Annotated in this window: 12 protein-coding genes; 5 read left to right on the plus strand and 7 right to left on the minus strand. The window is 64.6% G+C overall.

The window, feature by feature from the left end:
• Positions 1-92 precede the first annotated feature (92 nt).
• The 4 genes from R2N11_RS06335 to R2N11_RS06350 form a co-directional block, all read right to left on the minus strand.
• Entirely contained in the window at positions 93-1,595 is a 1,503-nt protein-coding gene (locus R2N11_RS06335; protein ID WP_316680521.1) for a tripartite tricarboxylate transporter permease, read from the minus strand.
• A 12-nt stretch (positions 1,596-1,607) separates the two neighbouring features.
• Positions 1,608-2,090 carry a tripartite tricarboxylate transporter TctB family protein gene (locus R2N11_RS06340; protein ID WP_233177107.1) on the minus strand — a complete coding sequence of 161 codons (483 nt, stop codon included), beginning with the start codon at positions 2,088-2,090 and terminating at the stop codon, positions 1,608-1,610.
• Positions 2,091-2,331: 241 nt separating this feature from the next.
• The gene (locus tag R2N11_RS06345; RefSeq protein ID WP_316680522.1) at positions 2,332-2,784 is read right to left on the minus strand and encodes a DUF2214 family protein; all 453 of its coding nucleotides are present in this window, start codon (positions 2,782-2,784) and stop codon (positions 2,332-2,334) included.
• A 52-nt stretch (positions 2,785-2,836) separates the two neighbouring features.
• A complete protein-coding gene (locus tag R2N11_RS06350) occupies positions 2,837-4,057 on the minus strand; it encodes a CaiB/BaiF CoA transferase family protein (RefSeq protein ID WP_316680523.1) in 1,221 nt (406 codons plus the stop codon).
• A gap of 184 nt (positions 4,058-4,241) precedes the next feature.
• Here R2N11_RS06350 and alaS point away from each other — a divergent pair, with 184 nt between their 5' ends.
• Positions 4,242-6,896: an alanine--tRNA ligase gene (gene alaS, locus R2N11_RS06355; RefSeq protein WP_199032313.1), complete on the plus strand. Its 2,655-nt coding sequence runs from the start codon at positions 4,242-4,244 to the stop codon at positions 6,894-6,896.
• 77 nt (positions 6,897-6,973) lie between these two features.
• On the opposite strand, the gene R2N11_RS06360 is transcribed toward alaS, so the two are convergent.
• Positions 6,974-8,824 carry an ArnT family glycosyltransferase gene (locus R2N11_RS06360; RefSeq protein WP_316680524.1) on the minus strand — a complete coding sequence of 617 codons (1,851 nt, stop codon included), beginning with the start codon at positions 8,822-8,824 and terminating at the stop codon, positions 6,974-6,976.
• Positions 8,825-9,229: 405 nt separating this feature from the next.
• Here R2N11_RS06360 and R2N11_RS06365 point away from each other — a divergent pair, with 405 nt between their 5' ends.
• From R2N11_RS06365 to R2N11_RS06380, 4 genes are all read left to right on the plus strand, one after another.
• Complete coding sequence (locus tag R2N11_RS06365; protein ID WP_316680525.1) at positions 9,230-10,336, plus strand: purine-nucleoside phosphorylase; 1,107 nt, start codon at positions 9,230-9,232, stop codon at positions 10,334-10,336.
• The gene (locus R2N11_RS06370) at positions 10,333-11,370 is read left to right on the plus strand and encodes a purine-nucleoside phosphorylase (protein WP_316680526.1); all 1,038 of its coding nucleotides are present in this window, start codon (positions 10,333-10,335) and stop codon (positions 11,368-11,370) included. Before R2N11_RS06365 ends, R2N11_RS06370 begins: the two co-directional genes overlap by 4 nt.
• A gap of 246 nt (positions 11,371-11,616) precedes the next feature.
• Positions 11,617-13,749 carry a TonB-dependent siderophore receptor gene (locus R2N11_RS06375; protein WP_316680527.1) on the plus strand — a complete coding sequence of 711 codons (2,133 nt, stop codon included), beginning with the start codon at positions 11,617-11,619 and terminating at the stop codon, positions 13,747-13,749.
• A 23-nt stretch (positions 13,750-13,772) separates the two neighbouring features.
• Positions 13,773-14,480, plus strand: a complete 708-nt coding sequence (locus R2N11_RS06380; protein WP_316680528.1) for a hypothetical protein — start codon at positions 13,773-13,775, stop codon at positions 14,478-14,480.
• A gap of 168 nt (positions 14,481-14,648) precedes the next feature.
• Here the strand turns inward: R2N11_RS06380 and R2N11_RS06385 are convergent, their stop codons facing one another.
• Together R2N11_RS06385 and R2N11_RS06390 are read right to left on the minus strand one after the other, a co-directional pair.
• Positions 14,649-15,398: a slipin family protein gene (locus R2N11_RS06385; RefSeq protein ID WP_199028605.1), complete on the minus strand. Its 750-nt coding sequence runs from the start codon at positions 15,396-15,398 to the stop codon at positions 14,649-14,651.
• 20 nt (positions 15,399-15,418) lie between these two features.
• Positions 15,419-16,807 carry an NfeD family protein gene (locus tag R2N11_RS06390; protein WP_316680529.1) on the minus strand — a complete coding sequence of 463 codons (1,389 nt, stop codon included), beginning with the start codon at positions 16,805-16,807 and terminating at the stop codon, positions 15,419-15,421.
• Positions 16,808-16,867 lie beyond the last annotated feature (60 nt).

Below are 16,867 nucleotides of genomic sequence, written 5' to 3' on the forward strand. Positions count from 1 at the left end.
GGAGGATTGGCTCTAATGCTGCGCCGCCGCGTGCGCAGACAAAAACCGGAGGGCAAGCCTCCGGTTCTTTAGGATGCGATGCAGCAACGTCGCTACTCTTCTTGAAACGCTTCCTCGCGTTTGCGGCGGATGGCGGGCAGCGCCACCAGCAGCACGAGGATCACCGCCGCGATCAGCAGCCCCAGCGACAGTGGCCGCGTGACGAAGGTGGAGAGATCGCCGCGTGAGAGCTGCAGCGCACGGCGGAAGTTCTCCTCCATCATCGGCCCCAGCACAAAGCCGAGCAGCATCGGTGCCGGCTCGCAGCGTAGTTTCACGAATAGGTAACCCAGCAACCCGAAGACGACCGTCTGGAAGATGTCGAAGGTGGTGTTCGATACCGAATACACGCCAATGCAGCAAAACACCAGGATGGCCGGATACAGGAAGCGGTAGGGTACCTTCAACAGGCGCACCCACACGCCGATCATCGGCAGGTTCAGCACGATCAGCATCAGGTTGCCGATCCACATCGAGGCAATCAGGCCCCAGAACAGCGCGGGGTTGCTGGTCATCACCTGCGGACCCGGCTGGATGTTGTGGATGGTCATGGCACTCACCATTAGTGCCATGACGGCGTTGGGCGGGATACCCAGCGTGAGCAGTGGAATGAATGAGGTTTGCGCGGCCGCGTTGTTGGCCGATTCCGGGCCAGCCACGCCCTCGATGGCACCTTTGCCAAATTCGTGCGAGTACTTCGACGCTTTCTTCTCGAGCGAGTACGACGCAAACGAGGCAAGTGTGGCACCGCCGCCAGGCAGGATGCCGAGCGCCGAGCCCAGCGCCGTGCCGCGCAGCACGGCAGGAATCATGCGCTTGAAGTCCTCGCGGCTGGGCCAGAGGTTTCGCACATGGTTGACGAACGTCTCGCGGTGCTCCTTCTGTTCAAGGTTGACGATGATCTCGGTAAAGCCAAACAACCCCATGGCCACGGAGACAAAGTTCAGCCCATCCGCCAACTCCGGGACGTCGAACGAATAGCGTGCCACGCCTGAGCCGACGTCCGTGCCGACCAGGCCAAGCAGAATGCCGAGAATGATCATGGCCAGGGCTTTCGGCAATGATCCGGAGGCCAGCACGACTGCGCCCACCAGGCCCAACACCATCAGAGAGAAATACTCTGCCGCTCCAAAGTGGAACGCGATCTCCGACAGGGGTTTGGCAAACGCGGCCAGGATCACGGTGGCGACGCAGCCTGCAAAGAATGAACCAATGCCAGCCGTTGCGAGTGCAACCCCAGCGCGACCGCGACGCGCCATTTGATAGCCATCGATCGTCGTGACCACGGAAGATGACTCACCGGGCAGATTGACCAGAATGGCCGTGGTGGACCCGCCGTACTGGGCGCCGTAGTAGATGCCTGCAAGCATGATGAGCGCGGCAACCGGCGGCAGGCTGTAGGTCGTTGGCAGGAGCATCGCGATGGTCGCGATGGGGCCAATGCCCGGCAGTACGCCAATCAACGTGCCGAAGATACATCCGATCAGCGCATAGATGAGGTTCTGCAGCGAAAGCGCTGTCGAGAAGCCGAGTGCAAGATTGGCAAAGAGATCCATACCGCGGGGTCCTCAGGAAACGAAGGCAGGCCACATCGCGAGTTGCAGATTCAACAGCCAGACGAAGGTCCCCCAGCCGATGATCACCATGACGATCGCGGTGGCGAGGGCGCCCCGCCAGCCGAATTCGTGACTGGCGAGGCTGGAGATCATGACCAGCGCCACCACCGAAAACACAAGCCCCAGCGGCTGCAGCAGCAACCCGAACAGCACCACCGAGCCGAGAATCCACAGCAGCGTCTTGATGTCCCAGCGCGGGATACGGTCTGCCACGCCCTTGCGCGACAGCGATTGCACGACCACCACCACACCCAGCAGCACCAGCACGATGCCCAGCCAGAACGGGAAGTAGCCGGGGCCCATGGAGGCCGTCGTGCCCATGCGGTAGCCGCGCGCCAGGACGGCGAACGCCGTGCCCGCAACGATGAACATGACGCCCGACGCAAAGTCCTGGTGACTGCGGATCACCGGGCGGCGCTGTGGATCGTTTTGCAAGATGGGTCTCCTTCTGTCGGCATGCGGCGCATCGCTTTGCGGTTGGCCGAATGGCGGCAAAGCGGCGACCAAGTGTGCACGCTAAGCAGAGCGGCTTTCAAGCACCTTGCAGGGGGAGGCAGGTTGCGCGGCGGCCCGGCGGGGCGCATGGGCAAGCGGTTCAGGGTTTGTCCCTAACCGCGGGGGGGGGGCGGGAGAGAGCGGGCCGCGCAGCGCTGTCGCGGCCCATTGCGATTGCGAACTACATGCCGATGCCGCGAGCCATCAGCACAGCCGCCAGCGGAATGAAGATGATCAGGTGCGATTCGATCATGACCCAGCGGCGCGTCTTGGCGATCTCCGACGGCGGTGGCACGAAGTCGGGTAGCGTCTTGCCTTGCTTGTTCCACCGCAGGATGGTGACCGTGGGCACGATCGACAGCAGCCCAACGAGGATGAACAAGCCAACCTTGACGTGGAACACCGGGTTGTGGACATAAAACGCATAGCCCTTGGCGCCGTAGATCACGCGCAGGCTGCCGGTAATCAGCACCGCCAGCGCCGCGAAGCCGAAGACGGCGTCATAGCGTGCCAGGCGCTTGCGGATTTCAGGCGTCATGTCCGGCCGCAGCACCACGGCTTCGGCGGTGAGGAAGACGATCAGCGTGAAGATCGAGATGTAATGCAGGTAAGCCAGCAACGCATCGAGCCACATGGTGACCTCGTCAGGGTGGGGAAACCGGGGTGAGCAATGATCGGCGCGGGCATCAGATTACGCCGCGTGTGCGCAGTGCCTCGATCTGGTCGGCGCTCAGGTCCAGCACGTCGCGCAGCACCGCTTCGGTGTGCTCGCCCAGCAGCGGCGGGTGGCTCGCGGCCTTCGGTGGCGTGACGCTCATCTTGACGGGACTGCCGACCAGCTTGACGGTGCCGGCGCTCGGGTGGGGCAGGTCGACCCGCAGACCGCGCGCCTGCACCTGCTCGTTGTCGAACACCTCGTGAAGGTCGTTGATCGGGCCGCAGGGCACGCCGGCGGCTTCGAGCTTGTCGATCCATTCGCCTTTGCCGAATCGTTTGACCATCTCCGCCAGAATCGGCACCAGTACATCACGGTTGGCCACGCGCTGCGGGTTGGTGGCAAAGCGCGGGTCGTCGGCCAGCTCGGGCATGCCGCCGGCTTCGACAAAGCGGCGGAACTGCCCATCGTTGCCGACCGCGACGATGATCCAGCCGTTGGCCGCCTGGAAGGTCTGATACGGCACGATGTTCGGATGCGCGTTGCCCCAGCGCTTGGGTGCTTGGCCGCTCGCCAGGTAGTTGGTGTTCATATTGGCCAGCATGGCGACCTGCACGTCGAGCAGCGCCATGTCGATGTACTGGCCCTCGCCGGTGCGGTCCCGGTGCGCGAGTGCGGCCAGCACGGCCACGGTGGCGTACATGCCGGTCATCAAATCGGAGATGGCCACGCCGGCCTTCTGCGGGCCGCCGCCAGGCAGGTCGTCGCGCTCGCCGGTCAGGCTCATGAAGCCGCCCATGCCTTGCACGATGAAGTCGTAGCCGGCGCGCGCGGCGTAAGGGCCGGTCTGGCCGAAACCGGTGATGGAGCAATAGATCAGGTCCGGCTTGATGGCCTTGAGCGACTCATAGTCGAGCCCATACTTCTTGAGCTGGCCGACCTTGTAGTTCTCCAGCACCACATCCGCATGCGCGGCGAGCTTGCGGATGATGTCCTGGCCCTCTGGCGTGCTGATGTCAACGGTAATCGAGCGCTTATTGCGGTTGGCAGCCAGGTAGTACGCGGCCTCGGCGGTGTCTTGCCCAGCTTCGTCTTTCAGCCAGGGCGGGCCCCAGGTGCGGGTGTCGTCGCCTGCGCCCGGGCGCTCCACCTTGATGACGTCGGCGCCAAAATCGGCGAGGTTTTGCGCGCACCACGGGCCGGCAAGCACGCGCGTGAGATCGAGAACACGGAGATGGCTGAGAGCGCCCATGGATAACGAATCTGCACAATCGGAACGCGTGCACTGTACACCACGCCCCGGCGGCCCCGCAGGCCCATGCGACGAATAGGGGCGAATGGGGCATGAACCCCGTATAATCAATGGTTTGCACTAATCCAAGGCGCTCAGGGGCGGGATGCTCCAAGGCGCAATGCTGACACCGGCACCCCGCGACATGAAAGCCTCCGATATCCGCCAAAAATTCCTGACCTTCTTTGAGGGCAAGGGCCACACCGTGGTGCGCTCTTCGCCGCTGGTGCCGGGCAACGACCCGACGCTGCTGTTCACCAACTCCGGCATGGTGCAGTTCAAGGACGTGTTTCTCGGCACCGACAAGCGCCCATACGTGCGCGCGGCCTCCGTGCAGCGCTGCCTGCGCGCCGGCGGCAAGCACAACGACCTGGAAAACGTCGGCTACACCGCGCGCCACCACACGTTCTTCGAGATGCTCGGCAACTGGTCGTTCGGCGACTACTTCAAGCGCGACGCACTCGTGTGGGCGTGGGAGCTGCTGACCCAGGAATACAAGCTGCCGGCCGACAAGCTGTGGGCAACCGTCTATCAAACCGATGACGAGGCCTACGACATCTGGACCAAAGTGATTGGCCTGCCGCCCGAGCGTGTCGTGCGCATTGGCGACAACAAAGGCGCGCCGTACGCCTCCGACAACTTCTGGCAGATGGCCGAAACCGGCCCGTGCGGCCCGTGCTCGGAAATCTTCTACGACCACGGCCCGGACGTGTGGGGCGGCCCCCCGGGAAGCCCGGAAGCCGATGGCGACCGCTACATCGAGATCTGGAACAACGTGTTCATGCAGTTCGACCGCCAGCTCGATCCGGCCACCGGCGAATACACGCTCACGCCGCTGCCCGCACCGTGCGTGGATACCGGCATGGGCATGGAGCGTCTGGCTGCCATCCTGCAGCACGTGCACAGCAACTACGAGATCGACCTGTTCCAGGCGCTCATCGCTGCGGCTTCGCGTGAGACCAACACCAAGGATCTGTCGAACAACTCGCTGCGCGTGATTGCCGACCACATCCGCGCGTGCTCGTTCCTGATCGTCGACGGCGTGATCCCGGGCAATGAAGGCCGCGGCTACGTGCTGCGCCGGATCATCCGCCGCGCCATCCGCCACGGCTACAAGTTGGGGTGCCGCGCCGCGTTCTTCCACAAGCTGGTGGACGACCTCGTGGCGCAGATGGGCGAGGCGTATCCGGAACTGCGCGACGCGCGCGACCGCGTGGTCGAGGTGCTGCGCACGGAAGAAGCCCGCTTCTTCGAGACCATCGAGCACGGCATGTCGATTCTCGACAGCGCGCTGGGCGAGTTGAAGGCCAACAACCAGGATGGGAAACAGCGGATGCTCGACGGCGAACTCGCCTTCAAGCTGCACGACACCTACGGCTTCCCGCTGGACCTGACGCAAGACGTCTGCCGCGAGAACGACGTGATCGTCGACGAAGCTGCCTTTGACGCCGCCATGAACCGCCAGCGCGAGCAGGCGCGCGCCGCCGGCAAGTTCAAGATGGCCGCCGGCACGCTCGACTACACCGGCGACAAGACCACCTTCCACGGCTACGACCAGCTCGTGCGCGAAACCGCGCGCGTGACGGCACTGTTCGTCGATGGTGCGTCGGTCAAGGAAATGCACCCGGGCCAGACCGGCGTGGTGGTGCTCGACCACACGCCGTTCTATGCGGAATCTGGTGGCCAGGTTGGCGACCAGGGCACGCTCAAGGCCGCCACCGTCTGGTTTGACGTGGCCGATACGCTCAAGGTGCAGCCGGAAGTCTTCGGCCACCACGGCGAGTTGCGCACCGGCGTGCTGAAGGTCGGCGATGCCGTGGCTGCGGAAGTGGACGCCGTGCGCCGTGCGCGCACCATGCGCAATCACTCGGCAACCCACCTGATGCACAAGGCGCTGCGCGAGGTGCTGGGCAGCCACGTGCAGCAGAAGGGCTCGCTGGTGGATGCCGACAAGACCCGCTTCGACTTCTCGCACAACGCGCCGATGACGCCGCTGCAGATCCGCGAAGTGGAAGCGCGCGTCAACGCCGAGATTTTCGCCAACGCCGCTACCAGCGCCCAACTCATGGGCTTTGACGATGCGGTCAAGAACGGCGCGATGGCGTTGTTTGGCGAGAAGTACGGCGACGAAGTGCGCGTGCTGTCGATCGGCACGTCGAAGGAACTGTGCGGCGGCACCCACGTGGCGCGCACCGGTGACATCGGCCTGTTCAAGATCGTGGGCGAATCGGGTGTGGCAGCCGGCATCCGCCGCGTGGAGGCCATCACCGGCGACAACGTGCTGCACTACCTGCAGACGCTCGACACGCGCATCAACGAAGCTGCTGCCGCACTGCGTGCGCAGCCATCGGAGCTGACGCAGCGTATCGGCCAGGTGCAGGACCAGGTCAAGACGCTGGAGAAGGAACTTGAGCGCCTGAAGTCGAAGCTGGCCGCAAGCCAGGGCGACGAGCTGGTGAGCCAAGCCGTGGACGTGGCGGGCATCAAGGTGTTGGCCGCCAAGCTGGATGGCGCCGATGCCAAGACGCTGCGCGAGACCATGGATAAGCTCAAGGACAAGCTGCAGACCGCCGCCATCGTGCTGGGCAGCGTGAGCGACGGCAAGGTTGCGCTGATCGCAGGCGTGACGGCCGATGCTACCGCCAAGGTCAAGGCGGGCGAGCTGGTCAACTTTGTCGCCCAGCAGGTCGGCGGCAAAGGCGGTGGCCGCCCGGACATGGCTCAAGCAGGTGGCACCGAGCCCGACAACCTGCCGCAGGCGCTGGCGGGTGTGGTCGCATGGGTGCAGCAGAAGGTGTGATGTAACGCTGCCAACCTGATGCGCTGAACGGCGCGCGTTCCCGGCAACGGGGCGCGCGCCGTTTTGTTTTGAGCCCCTCAGCGGACTACGTGAGCGGCGGTGCGCAAGACGGGAGGCGCCAGCATGAAGACACGCAGCCGCTCGTTCCTGTCACCGGGGCGGGCGCCGGACCAGAACGGTATCCATTCGCTGCCGGGCGTTCGTGCGTGTGTGTGGCTGTCCTGGAGGATCAGCCAGCGGCAGGTGTGGGTCGACGACTGCGCCAGCGGACGGTGCAGGATGCCGGTGAAGTAGTGCAGCATCGGCGCCTCGGATTCTCCCAGATGCAGGCTTGCCATGCAGTCGTCTGCGCGCCATGCCGGGGCCAGCTTGCTGCTGAGGCTGTCGAACACCGAGCGATAGCTCTTGGCCTCGTCCAGCCAGGGCAGCAGCAGGGTGGCGACCAACCCCCACCCCACAAGGGCGCCGGCCGCCCAGGACAGCGCGCCGCGCCATACCCCGGCCCGCCGCAGATGTGGCAGCAGGCGCAGCCATCCGATCGTGAGCACCAGCGCGGCGCCCACCAGCCAGGGTTCGATAGGCATGGTCCAGTCGACCGGCAACCAGCGGTCGAGCCAGCGCACGCCTGCGCGCGAGGTGTTCTCCGTCATGACGGCCCACAGCAGCCACGCCAGCAGCGCGATGCCGCCAAACAACACCCGGCTGACGTAGTCCCATCCGACATGCAGACGCATTGGCAGTCGCGCGATTGCCTGCTGGCCGAGCAGTGCCAGCGGCACGATGAAGGGCAGCAGGTAGAGCGGGCGTGCCGTCGCCGAGACCTGCAGCGCGAGCAGCCCCACACCCGCGAAGATGGCCGGCAGAGCCACGCGTGGCGTCCGCCACTCGCGCCACGCGCCGCAGGCCAATGCGAGCAATGCAAGCGGGCCCGCGGGAAAGCCGATGGTCAGCAGCGTGTGCCAGACGTAGAACGGGTCGTCGTTCTCCGCGCCCAGCACCGGCACGGAAAAACCCAGGAAGCGGCCGATGTTGTTGTCCCAGAACCAGACGTGGAACAGGTCAGGGGCGCGCAGATAGAACAACGTTGGCCAGATCGTGGCGAAGGGCAGGAACACCAGCGCCGCGGTAGCGAGCCGGCGTGCGAACACGCGGCTGCGGCAGGCCGGAAACAGCACGCACGCCCCGACCAGCGTGATGCAGAACACCAGCGGAATGAACACGCCTTTTGCCAACAGTGCGATCCCCATGCCCACACCAAGCCACACTGCGGAGCTGCGCCTGTGCGCCCTGGGCTGCACGCATTCGAACAACCCGCAGAAGCCGATGGCGGTGCCGGCCAGCAGAGCCACGTCGGTCATCATGTCGTGCGTGTGCTTGACCACGATCAGAGAGCCCGCGCAAAGCGCCAATGTGCCGAGCACACGCGGGTCGGCCCATGAAGGTGCATCGGTGGCACCGCGTGCCAGGCGCGCGGTGAAGGCGAAAGCGAGGCCAGCAAACAGTGCGCTTGCGAGCCGCGCAGCGTCGTGCGCGGGCAGCGTATCCCACAGCAGCCATGCCAGGCCGCTGGCGACCCACGCATACAGTGGCGGCTTCTCGACGAAGGGTTGCCCGGCGCTGGTCGGCACGATCAGGTCGCCGGTCTCCAGCATGTGCTGGATGATGCCGAACGTGTAGGTCTCATCCTGTTTCCAGGGGTCGTGGCCGAGTGTGCCCGGCAGCAGGTAGGCACAGGCGATGAGTACCGCGAAGATCCACGTGCTCCATTGGCGCAACGCCTGCCATGGCCAGGCGTGCGCCACTTGCGCCGCAGATGCCATGACCGTGCCGGGTGACAGCGCTGCAGCGTTCGAAGCGAGGTCGCGCGCGTGGGCGGTCGCGGCGGGCGTGTTGACGCTCCGCCGTCCAGGGCGTGTCGGTTCCAGCATGACGAAAGGGTTTCCGGTTTGCCGGATGCGGTCCGGAGAACCCGGCCGATCGGCTTATGCGTGACAAACAAGATGCCCGGCAAGGTGTGCTGGGGCGGCTTGGAGTACATCACGCCCGTCTTACGGAGACCCTGAGCGCCAGCGCTGAAAACTGAGCAATCGATTTTCACCGGGGTACGTGGCTGGCCGGATGCGCCTTTTGGGGCATTCGGCACAGGGGTGGCGTCTTGTCTAAGCAGCGCGGACAAGTTGGCGATGCCTCCAATGCTGGAGACAGGCCGAGCCATCGCCTATACCGGTCAGACGCTGCGGTTGCAGGCTGCCTGGCAGGCAATTTGCATTGACCGAGCCCGATATTCCCCGCAGTGCCCGTTGTACCCCTTACCCCAAAATCCGAGGAGAACCATGAGCGTCCTATCTGACAAGGTCGACGCTGTGCCGCCAGCGCCATCGGCTGCGCGACGCAGCAAACGATTGCTACGGGCGGTCGCGGCCGGCGTGCTGGTGGCCGCAGGCATTGGCGCATCGACCCAGCCGATTGCGCAACTTGCGCCGGAGTCGCACGCGCGCAAGGTCAAGGTGCTGATCATCAGCATGTTTGCGCCCGAGGCGCAGCCGTGGATCGACAAGCTGGGCCTGACGCAAGACGTGCCCGTGCCCGGTTTGTCGATCGACTATCCGAGCGTGCATTGCAACGTCAACGACGTGTGCCAGCTCACCACTGGCATGGGCAAGGCGAATGCCGCGTCGTCGGTATCGGCGCTGATCTACAGCGGCAAGTTTGATTTGCAGCGCACGTACTTTCTGGTGGCGGGCATCGCCGGGATCGATCCGTCGCAAGGCACGCTGGGCAGCGCTGCGTGGGCGCGGTTCCTGGTCGACAGCGACATCGCGTGGGAGATTGACGCGCGCGAAGTGCCCGCAAGCTGGCCCAGCGGCTTCATCGGCATCAACACGCAGGGCCCGGGGCAGAAGCCGCCGCTGGACTACAAGACGGAAGTGTTTCGCGTGAACGAGGCATTGCTACAGAAGGCGCTGGCGCTCTCCAAGGGCGCGGCGCTTGACGACAATGCCACCGCCCGCGCGTATCGCGCCAATTACCCCAGCGCACCGGCCAACCAGCCGCCGTCTGTCGTGCAATGCGACACCGCCGCCGGCAACACCTACTGGCACGGCGCCAAGATGGGTGAGCGCGAGGCCGCGTGGGTCAAGCTGCTAACGGATGGGCAGGGCACTTACTGCACCACGCAGCAGGAAGACAACGCCACGTTCGAAGCGCTCACGCGCGGCTCGAAAGCGGGCTTGCTCGATCTGCAGCGTGTGGCCGTGCTGCGCACCGCGTCCAACTTCGACAGGCCGTATCCGGGGCAGACGCCGTATGACTCGCTGGTCAACAGTAATTCTGGCGGGTTTGTGCCGTCGCTCAACAACCTCTATCTGGCGGGCGGTCCGCTGGTCAACGAGATCGTCACGCGCTGGAGCGTGTGGAAACACGGAGTGCCCTCGCCATGATCGATTCCAAGAGCACAACCCCCATGCGCTCCATCACCAAGCTGCTCGCCGTGGGCGCGGCCGCGCTGACCTTGAACAGTTGTGCGTACGACGGCGTCAAGGTCATCGTCATCAACATGTTCCAGGGCGAAGCCCAGCCCTTCATCGACCGCTATGGCCTGAAGGAGAAGGTCTACATCTCTGGCCTGTCGCCCGATGCGCCCAACATGCTGTGCAACGATGACGGCGTCTGCCAGGTGACCACCGGCATGGGCTACGCGAATGCGGCGTCGACGATTTCGGCCCTGCTCTACCGCAGCAAGCTGGACCTGACGCACACCTACTTCGTGATCGCCGGCATTGCGGGCATCGATCCGGGGCAGGGCACGGTGGGCTCGGCAGCATGGGCGCGCTATGCGGTGGACTACGGACTGTCGCACGAGATCGACGCACGCGAAATGCCCACCGGATGGCCTTACGGCTACTTCGGCATCGGTACCAAAGGCCCCGGGCAGAAACCACCGCTGGACTATCGCACCGAGGTGTTCCAGCTGAACGAGACGCTGTTGCAGAAGGCGTTCACGCTGTCGAAATCGGCCACGCTGGAAGACAGCCCAGAGGCCATCGCCTTCCGCAAGAACTACGCGTTTGCGCCGGCCAATCAGCCGCCGTCGGTCATCCAGTGCGATGTGGCTTCCGCCGACACATGGTGGGCCGGCCGCAACCTTGGCCAGCGCGCGCGTGACTGGGTGATGACCATGACCGACAACAAGGGCACCTACTGCACCACTGCACAGGAGGACAACGCCACGCTGGAAGTGCTCACGCGTGGCGCCCGTGCCGGCAAGGTCGATTTCAGCCGTGTAGCGCTGCTGCGTGCGGGTTCTGACTTTGATCGCCCGTACGACGGCCAGACGGCGCCTGACGGCCTGATCAACTACGTGCAGCAGGGCGGTTTCGTGCCGGCCACGCACAACCTCGTCAATGCGGCCAAGCCGTTGCTGGACGACATCGTCGACCACTGGCCGCAGTGGAAGCAGGGGGTGCCGAATTAATGGTTGCTTACATCACATTTCAAAATATATAATGCGAATCATTCTCATTTGATGGGCGGCAGCGGGCATCTCGCCTGATCGCTGGCCATCGCTTCTGCCGGGCGAGCCAGCGGGTTTTCACCTGCAAGCCAACGGATCGACGCGCCGCGTGATGTTTCTGCGGCGCGTTTTTTCTTCTTCCCCATTGCATGACATGCATGTCGGGGCGCGCTCGGTTTGACCAATCCTGTCGACCCTTTGCCCGCGATGACCTGCCATACTGTGGCCACTGCGGCGGCCCGTGCACTGCCGTGCGCGCTTGCTGCCATTCCTCTTGCCGTTTTGCTTACCGCCACGCCTGCGCGTGCCGACGACACCCAACCCGCCGTTGGCAATCACGCCAAGGTGGACCTGGACGAAACCACCGTCACCGCGCGCAGCCAGCGCGGCTTTGCGGCCAGTACGGCAGAGGTGGGCGCGTTTCGCGGCATGGCTCTGCGCGACATTCCTGCCACGGTCAACGTGGTCACGCGCGAGGCGCTTGATGCGCAGCAGGACACGTCGCTGTTCGATGCGCTGCGCAACACGGCAAGCGTGACGCGCCAGCAGCTCTCGGGTGAGACCTTCGACAACCTCGCCATCCGCGGCGTGACGATGGAAAACCGCACCAACTTCCGCTTCAATGGCTCGATGCCGATTGCGGCGCTCGCGGCTATTCCGCTGGAAGACAAGGAACGCGTGGAAGTACTCAAGGGCGTGTCGGCGCTGTACTACGGCTACACCACGCCTGGTGGCGTCGTGAACCTCGTCACCAAGCGCGCGGGCAACACGCCGGTCACTACGCTGGGTGTGCAGTTCGATAGCAATGGCTCGATCGTCAGCACGCTGGACGTTGCCCGCCGCTTTGGTGAAGACAACCAGTACGGCATTCGCTTCAACGCCGCAGGCGGCTCGCTGCAATCGCCCACCAGCGGCATTGATGGCACACGCCAGCTCGGGGCCGTGGCGTTCGACTGGAAGGTCAACAGCCGCCTGAGCCTGAAGGCGGATGTGGAGTACTCACGCAAGATCATCACCGAGCAGTCCGTGGTGACGCTGCCCGCGGCCAAGAACGGCGTGATCACGCTGCCCGCCATGCCAGACCCGACCAAGCGACTGGCGCCGGGCTGGGCAGATTTCAACGGCAACACCACCAATGCACTCCTGCGCGCCGACTATGCGCTCAGTGATGCATGGTTGTTGACCGTGGAGGGCGGCATGTCGGAAACGGCACGCACGCGCGCCTTTACGGAATTCCGCCTGACCAACCCGATCACCGGCGCGGGCACGATCTCAGGCAACCGCCAGAGCGGGCTGTGGCACACGAGCCATGTGCGTGCTGACATCAACGGTACGGAGAAGACAGGCTGGATCACGCATGACCTGACGTTTGGCGTGGCGCGCTCGGATTTCCGCCAGGCAGCGGTGTACTCCGACCGCTTCAGCGGTGCACAGAACCTGTACAACCCGATCGACCTCGGTTGGTTGCCGACGCAAGGCAATAGCACGACGGCTGCGCAGCGCGCTGTGGACACGGGCGTCTACGCGATGGACCGCATGACGCTGTCGGAGCACTGGCAGGTGATTGCCGGCCTGCGTTATACGAGCTACACCAGCACGCAGGCCCCCAACCGCTACGAGGCCAGCAAGACCACGCCGCTGGGCGCCGTCATCTACAAGTTCACGCCCACGCTGTCGGCGTATGCGTCGTACGCACAAGGGCTGGAGGCGGGCGCGCGCGCGCCGAATACCGCCGCCAACGCCAACGTGGCAATGCCGCCCGCGCTGTCCGAACAGAAGGAGGTGGGTGTGCGCTACGAAACGCCAGCCGGCACGCAACTCGCTGCCGCCGTCTACGACATCGACCGCGCCGCGAGCTACACCAACAACGCAAACATCTTTGTGCAGGACGGCCGCGAGCGCATTCGCGGTGTTGAGCTGACCGCGCAGGGCCGCGTCACGAAAGACCTGTCGCTGCTGGCCTCCGCCGGGTGGACCGATGCCAAGTTCCGAGGCGTTGGCAATGGCTTGAACGGCAACACGCCCGAGAACACGCCGCGCAGCACCGCCAGCCTGTTTGCGGAGTACACGCTGCCGACGTTGCGCTCCGTGTCGTTCAACGCGGGCGCGTACTACCTCGGCCCGCGCCCCGTGAACGATGCCAACCAGGCAGAGCTGGGCGGCACCACGCTGTTTAGCGCTGGCGTGCGCTATGTCACGCGCATCTCGGGCAAGCGCACCACGCTGCAGTTCAACGTCGACAACCTGACTGACAAGCGCTACTGGGCCGGCGCTGGCAACAACCGTCTGTCGATGGGTGCGCCGCGCCTGTTCAAGCTCGGCATGAAGATTGACCTGTGATGATGTTTTCAGGAGTGCAACCCATGCAATCGCTGCTTCGTTTCCTTGCCGTCGCATTGATGGCATTCGCTTTCACCCAACCCGCTGCCGCAGATACGCAACCAGGCGCCGGCAAGACGGTCCTGATGGTCGTCCGCATGCAAGGCAAGAGCCTGCCCATCGACAAGCAGATCGTCGCGCATCTCGAATCGCGAGGTTATGCCGTCACGCTGTACGACCAATACCAGCCGGCAGAGCGCGCGAAGGATTTCGACCTCGTTGTGCTGTCGTCTACCGTGCGCTCGCGCGACCTGCTGGGTGCCTATCGCAACGTGCCCGTGCCGCTGATGACATGGGAGAACGACCTGCTCGACGACCTGGCGATGACGGGCAAGCGCCTCGGCACTGACTTCGGCATGGTCGAGAAGGAGCACTACCTGTGGATGGTCAACGCACCGCACCCACTCTCGGGCGGCGTGCCGGCAGGCGTGGCCGTGGGCTACGCCAAGGACGCCCCGATGGGCTGGGGCAAGCCGGGCCTGGGTGCGAACATCATCGCCAGCGTGGCGGGTGACCCAACCAAGGCAACCATCTTCGGCTACGAGAAAGGCGCGACGATGGACTATGAAACGCTGGCCCCCGCCCGCCGCGTGTTCTTCTTCCTCGACAACGAAACCTTCCCGAACCTCACGTCGACAGGTCGCACACTGTTCGATGCGGCCATCGACTGGGCTGCTGCTGGAGGGAAATGAAACAAGCCAAGCGCACCTGGGCATGACCACCTGCGCCCCAGTGGTGCGACCGTTCGTCCCTGATGTGGCGACATTCTTTGCTGACTTTCTCTGGCAAGACTAAGGAAGTGAGTCGGCCCTGGCCGGGGGGCGAAACCACGGATGCACCCACAACGGTCAATCCATCCACTAAGCCTTCTTCAACGCCCCTAGCGCTTCCATCGGCAGCGGGAAGACGATTGTGGAACTCTTGTCGCCCGCAATCTGCGTAAGGGTCTGCAGATAGCGCAACTGGATGGCTTCGGGCTGCTGCGCCAACATACGCGCGGCTTCCAGCAGTTTTTCCGAGGCCTGCAATTCACCCTCTGCATGGATGACCTTGGCCCGGCGTTCGCGTTCAGCTTCGGCCTGACGCGCAATCGCGCGGATCATCGATTCATTCAGGTCGACGTGCTTGATCTCCACGTTGGCGATCTTGATGCCCCACGGGTCGGTCTGGATGTCGAGAACCTTCTGGATGTCGAGGTTGAGCTTCTCGCGCTCGGCCAGCATTTCGTCCAACTCGTGCTTGCCGAGAATGGCGCGAAGCGTGGTCTGCGCAAGCTGGCTGGTGGCCTCGTGAAAGTTGGCGACCTGGATGATGGCGCGCTCCGGATCGACCACGCGGAAGTACACCACCGCGTTGACCTTGACTGACACGTTGTCGTGCGAGATCACGTCTTGCGGCGGTACGTCCATCACCACGGTACGCAGGTCCACACGCACCATCTGCTGCACTGCCGGGATGATGAGCACCAGCCCTGGCCCTTTCACACGCCAGAAACGGCCCAGCAGAAACACCACCCCACGCTCGTACTCGCGCAGTACGCGAAACGACGAGATGATCAGCAGCACAGCCAGAAACATCAGGCCGCCTGCGCTGAAGAATCCATAGAGCATTTTTCTTCTCCTTGAGAAGCTCAGGCCGGCACGACATTGAGCGTGAGCCCGTGCCTTGCGGTCACACGCACACGATCGCCACGTGCGAGCGGGCCGTCGCAATGCACGCGCCAGCGCTCGCCGTGGACCTGCACCCAGCCGGCAGCCGGGTCTCGGGGGTCGGTCGGATCGAGTTCGAGCAGTTCACCCGTCATGCCGATGATGGTGTCGCCGCCGGTCACCTTCGGCCGACGTCGTGCACGTACCGCCATGCTTGAGAGCAGCAGGATCACCGTCAGGCTCACGAAGGCCATCGACACGATCAGCGGCAGCGGCACGCCGAAGCCGGGTGTTTGCGTATCGATCAGCATCACCGCGCCCAGGATGAACGCGACGATGCCGCCCACGCCCAGCGCGCCGAAGGTCGGCAGGAACGCCTCGGCCACCATGCAGCCCAGGCCAAGCGAAATCAACGCCAGCCCCGCGTAGTTGATCGGCAGCATCTGCAGCCCGTAGAGCGCCACCAGAATGCACATCGCCCCCAGGAGGCCCGGCACCACCATGCCCGGCGTGGAGAACTCGAAGATCAACGCGTACACGCCCACCGTCAGCAGCAACAACGCCAGGCTCGGGTCGGTGATGACGGCGAGGAAATGATTGCGCCAGCCAGGCTCGAGGGTCTGGACCTGCGCATCGGCGGTGTGTAGCGTGACCGTGCCGGTGGCAGTGCGCAGCGTGCGGCCATCCACCTGCTTGAGCAGGTCGGGCACGTCGTTGGCGATGAGGTCAATCACACGCTGGTTGGCGGCTTCGGACGCGTCCAGGCTCACGGCTTCGCGGACGGCGCGTTCGCCCCATGCTGCGTTGCGGCCACGCAGTTGTGCCAGGCCCCGGATGTAGGCCGCAGCATCGTGCATCTGCTTGCGGGCGAGCGTGTCTTCGTTGCTGGAGGCGGCTGCAGGGGCGCTGGCCGGCTTGGCGGTATCACCAGGGTTTGGCGTGGGGCCGGGCGGCGCATGCCCGCCGATGCCGATGGACACCGGCGATGCCGCCCCCAGATTGGTAGCCGGCGCCATCGCGGCAACATGACAGGCGTAGAGAATGTAGGTGCCGGCACTGGCTGCGCGTGCACCCCCCGGCGCTACATAGCCTGCCACCGGCACCGGAGAAGCCAGGATGGCCTGGATGATCTGCCGCATCGACGCATCCAGCCCGCCCGGTGTATCCATTTCCAGCACGACAAGTTGTGCGCCTTGCTTGTGCGCGTCTTCCAGTCCGCGCACGACGTAGGCTGCACTGGCCGGTCCGATGGCCCCTGTGAGCGGCAGCACCACGACCGGCGCAGATGCCAGCGCCAGGCAACTCCATGCGGCGGTCAGCATGCCCGCCATCCATGCCATGCACTGTGCTGCACGAGACGACCGTCGCATGACAGCCTCCGTTTGTGACCGCCTTTCTTGTTAGACCGGCGGCGGGGTCTGTGTATCCAG

The sequence above is a fragment of the Ralstonia flaminis genome, assembly GCF_958415495.1.
GTDB lineage: Bacteria > Pseudomonadota > Gammaproteobacteria > Burkholderiales > Burkholderiaceae > Ralstonia > Ralstonia flaminis.

Excerpts from the sequence above, each read along its gene's own strand:
- R2N11_RS06335 (WP_316680521.1), bottom strand. The coding sequence starts at position 1,595 with ATGGATCTCTTTGCCAATCTTGCACTCGGCTTCTCGACAGCGCTTTCG.
- R2N11_RS06345 (WP_316680522.1), bottom strand. The coding sequence starts at position 2,784 with ATGTGGCTCGATGCGTTGCTGGCTTACCTGCATTACATCTCGATCTTC.
- R2N11_RS06350 (WP_316680523.1), bottom strand. The coding sequence starts at position 4,057 with ATGGGCGCTCTCAGCCATCTCCGTGTTCTCGATCTCACGCGCGTGCTT.
- alaS (WP_199032313.1), top strand. The coding sequence starts at position 4,242 with ATGAAAGCCTCCGATATCCGCCAAAAATTCCTGACCTTCTTTGAGGGC.
- R2N11_RS06360 (WP_316680524.1), bottom strand. The coding sequence starts at position 8,824 with ATGCTGGAACCGACACGCCCTGGACGGCGGAGCGTCAACACGCCCGCC.
- R2N11_RS06365 (WP_316680525.1), top strand. The coding sequence starts at position 9,230 with ATGAGCGTCCTATCTGACAAGGTCGACGCTGTGCCGCCAGCGCCATCG.
- R2N11_RS06370 (WP_316680526.1), top strand. The coding sequence starts at position 10,333 with ATGATCGATTCCAAGAGCACAACCCCCATGCGCTCCATCACCAAGCTG.
- R2N11_RS06375 (WP_316680527.1), top strand. The coding sequence starts at position 11,617 with ATGACCTGCCATACTGTGGCCACTGCGGCGGCCCGTGCACTGCCGTGC.
- R2N11_RS06380 (WP_316680528.1), top strand. The coding sequence starts at position 13,773 with ATGCAATCGCTGCTTCGTTTCCTTGCCGTCGCATTGATGGCATTCGCT.
- R2N11_RS06385 (WP_199028605.1), bottom strand. The coding sequence starts at position 15,398 with ATGCTCTATGGATTCTTCAGCGCAGGCGGCCTGATGTTTCTGGCTGTG.
- R2N11_RS06390 (WP_316680529.1), bottom strand. The coding sequence starts at position 16,807 with ATGCGACGGTCGTCTCGTGCAGCACAGTGCATGGCATGGATGGCGGGC.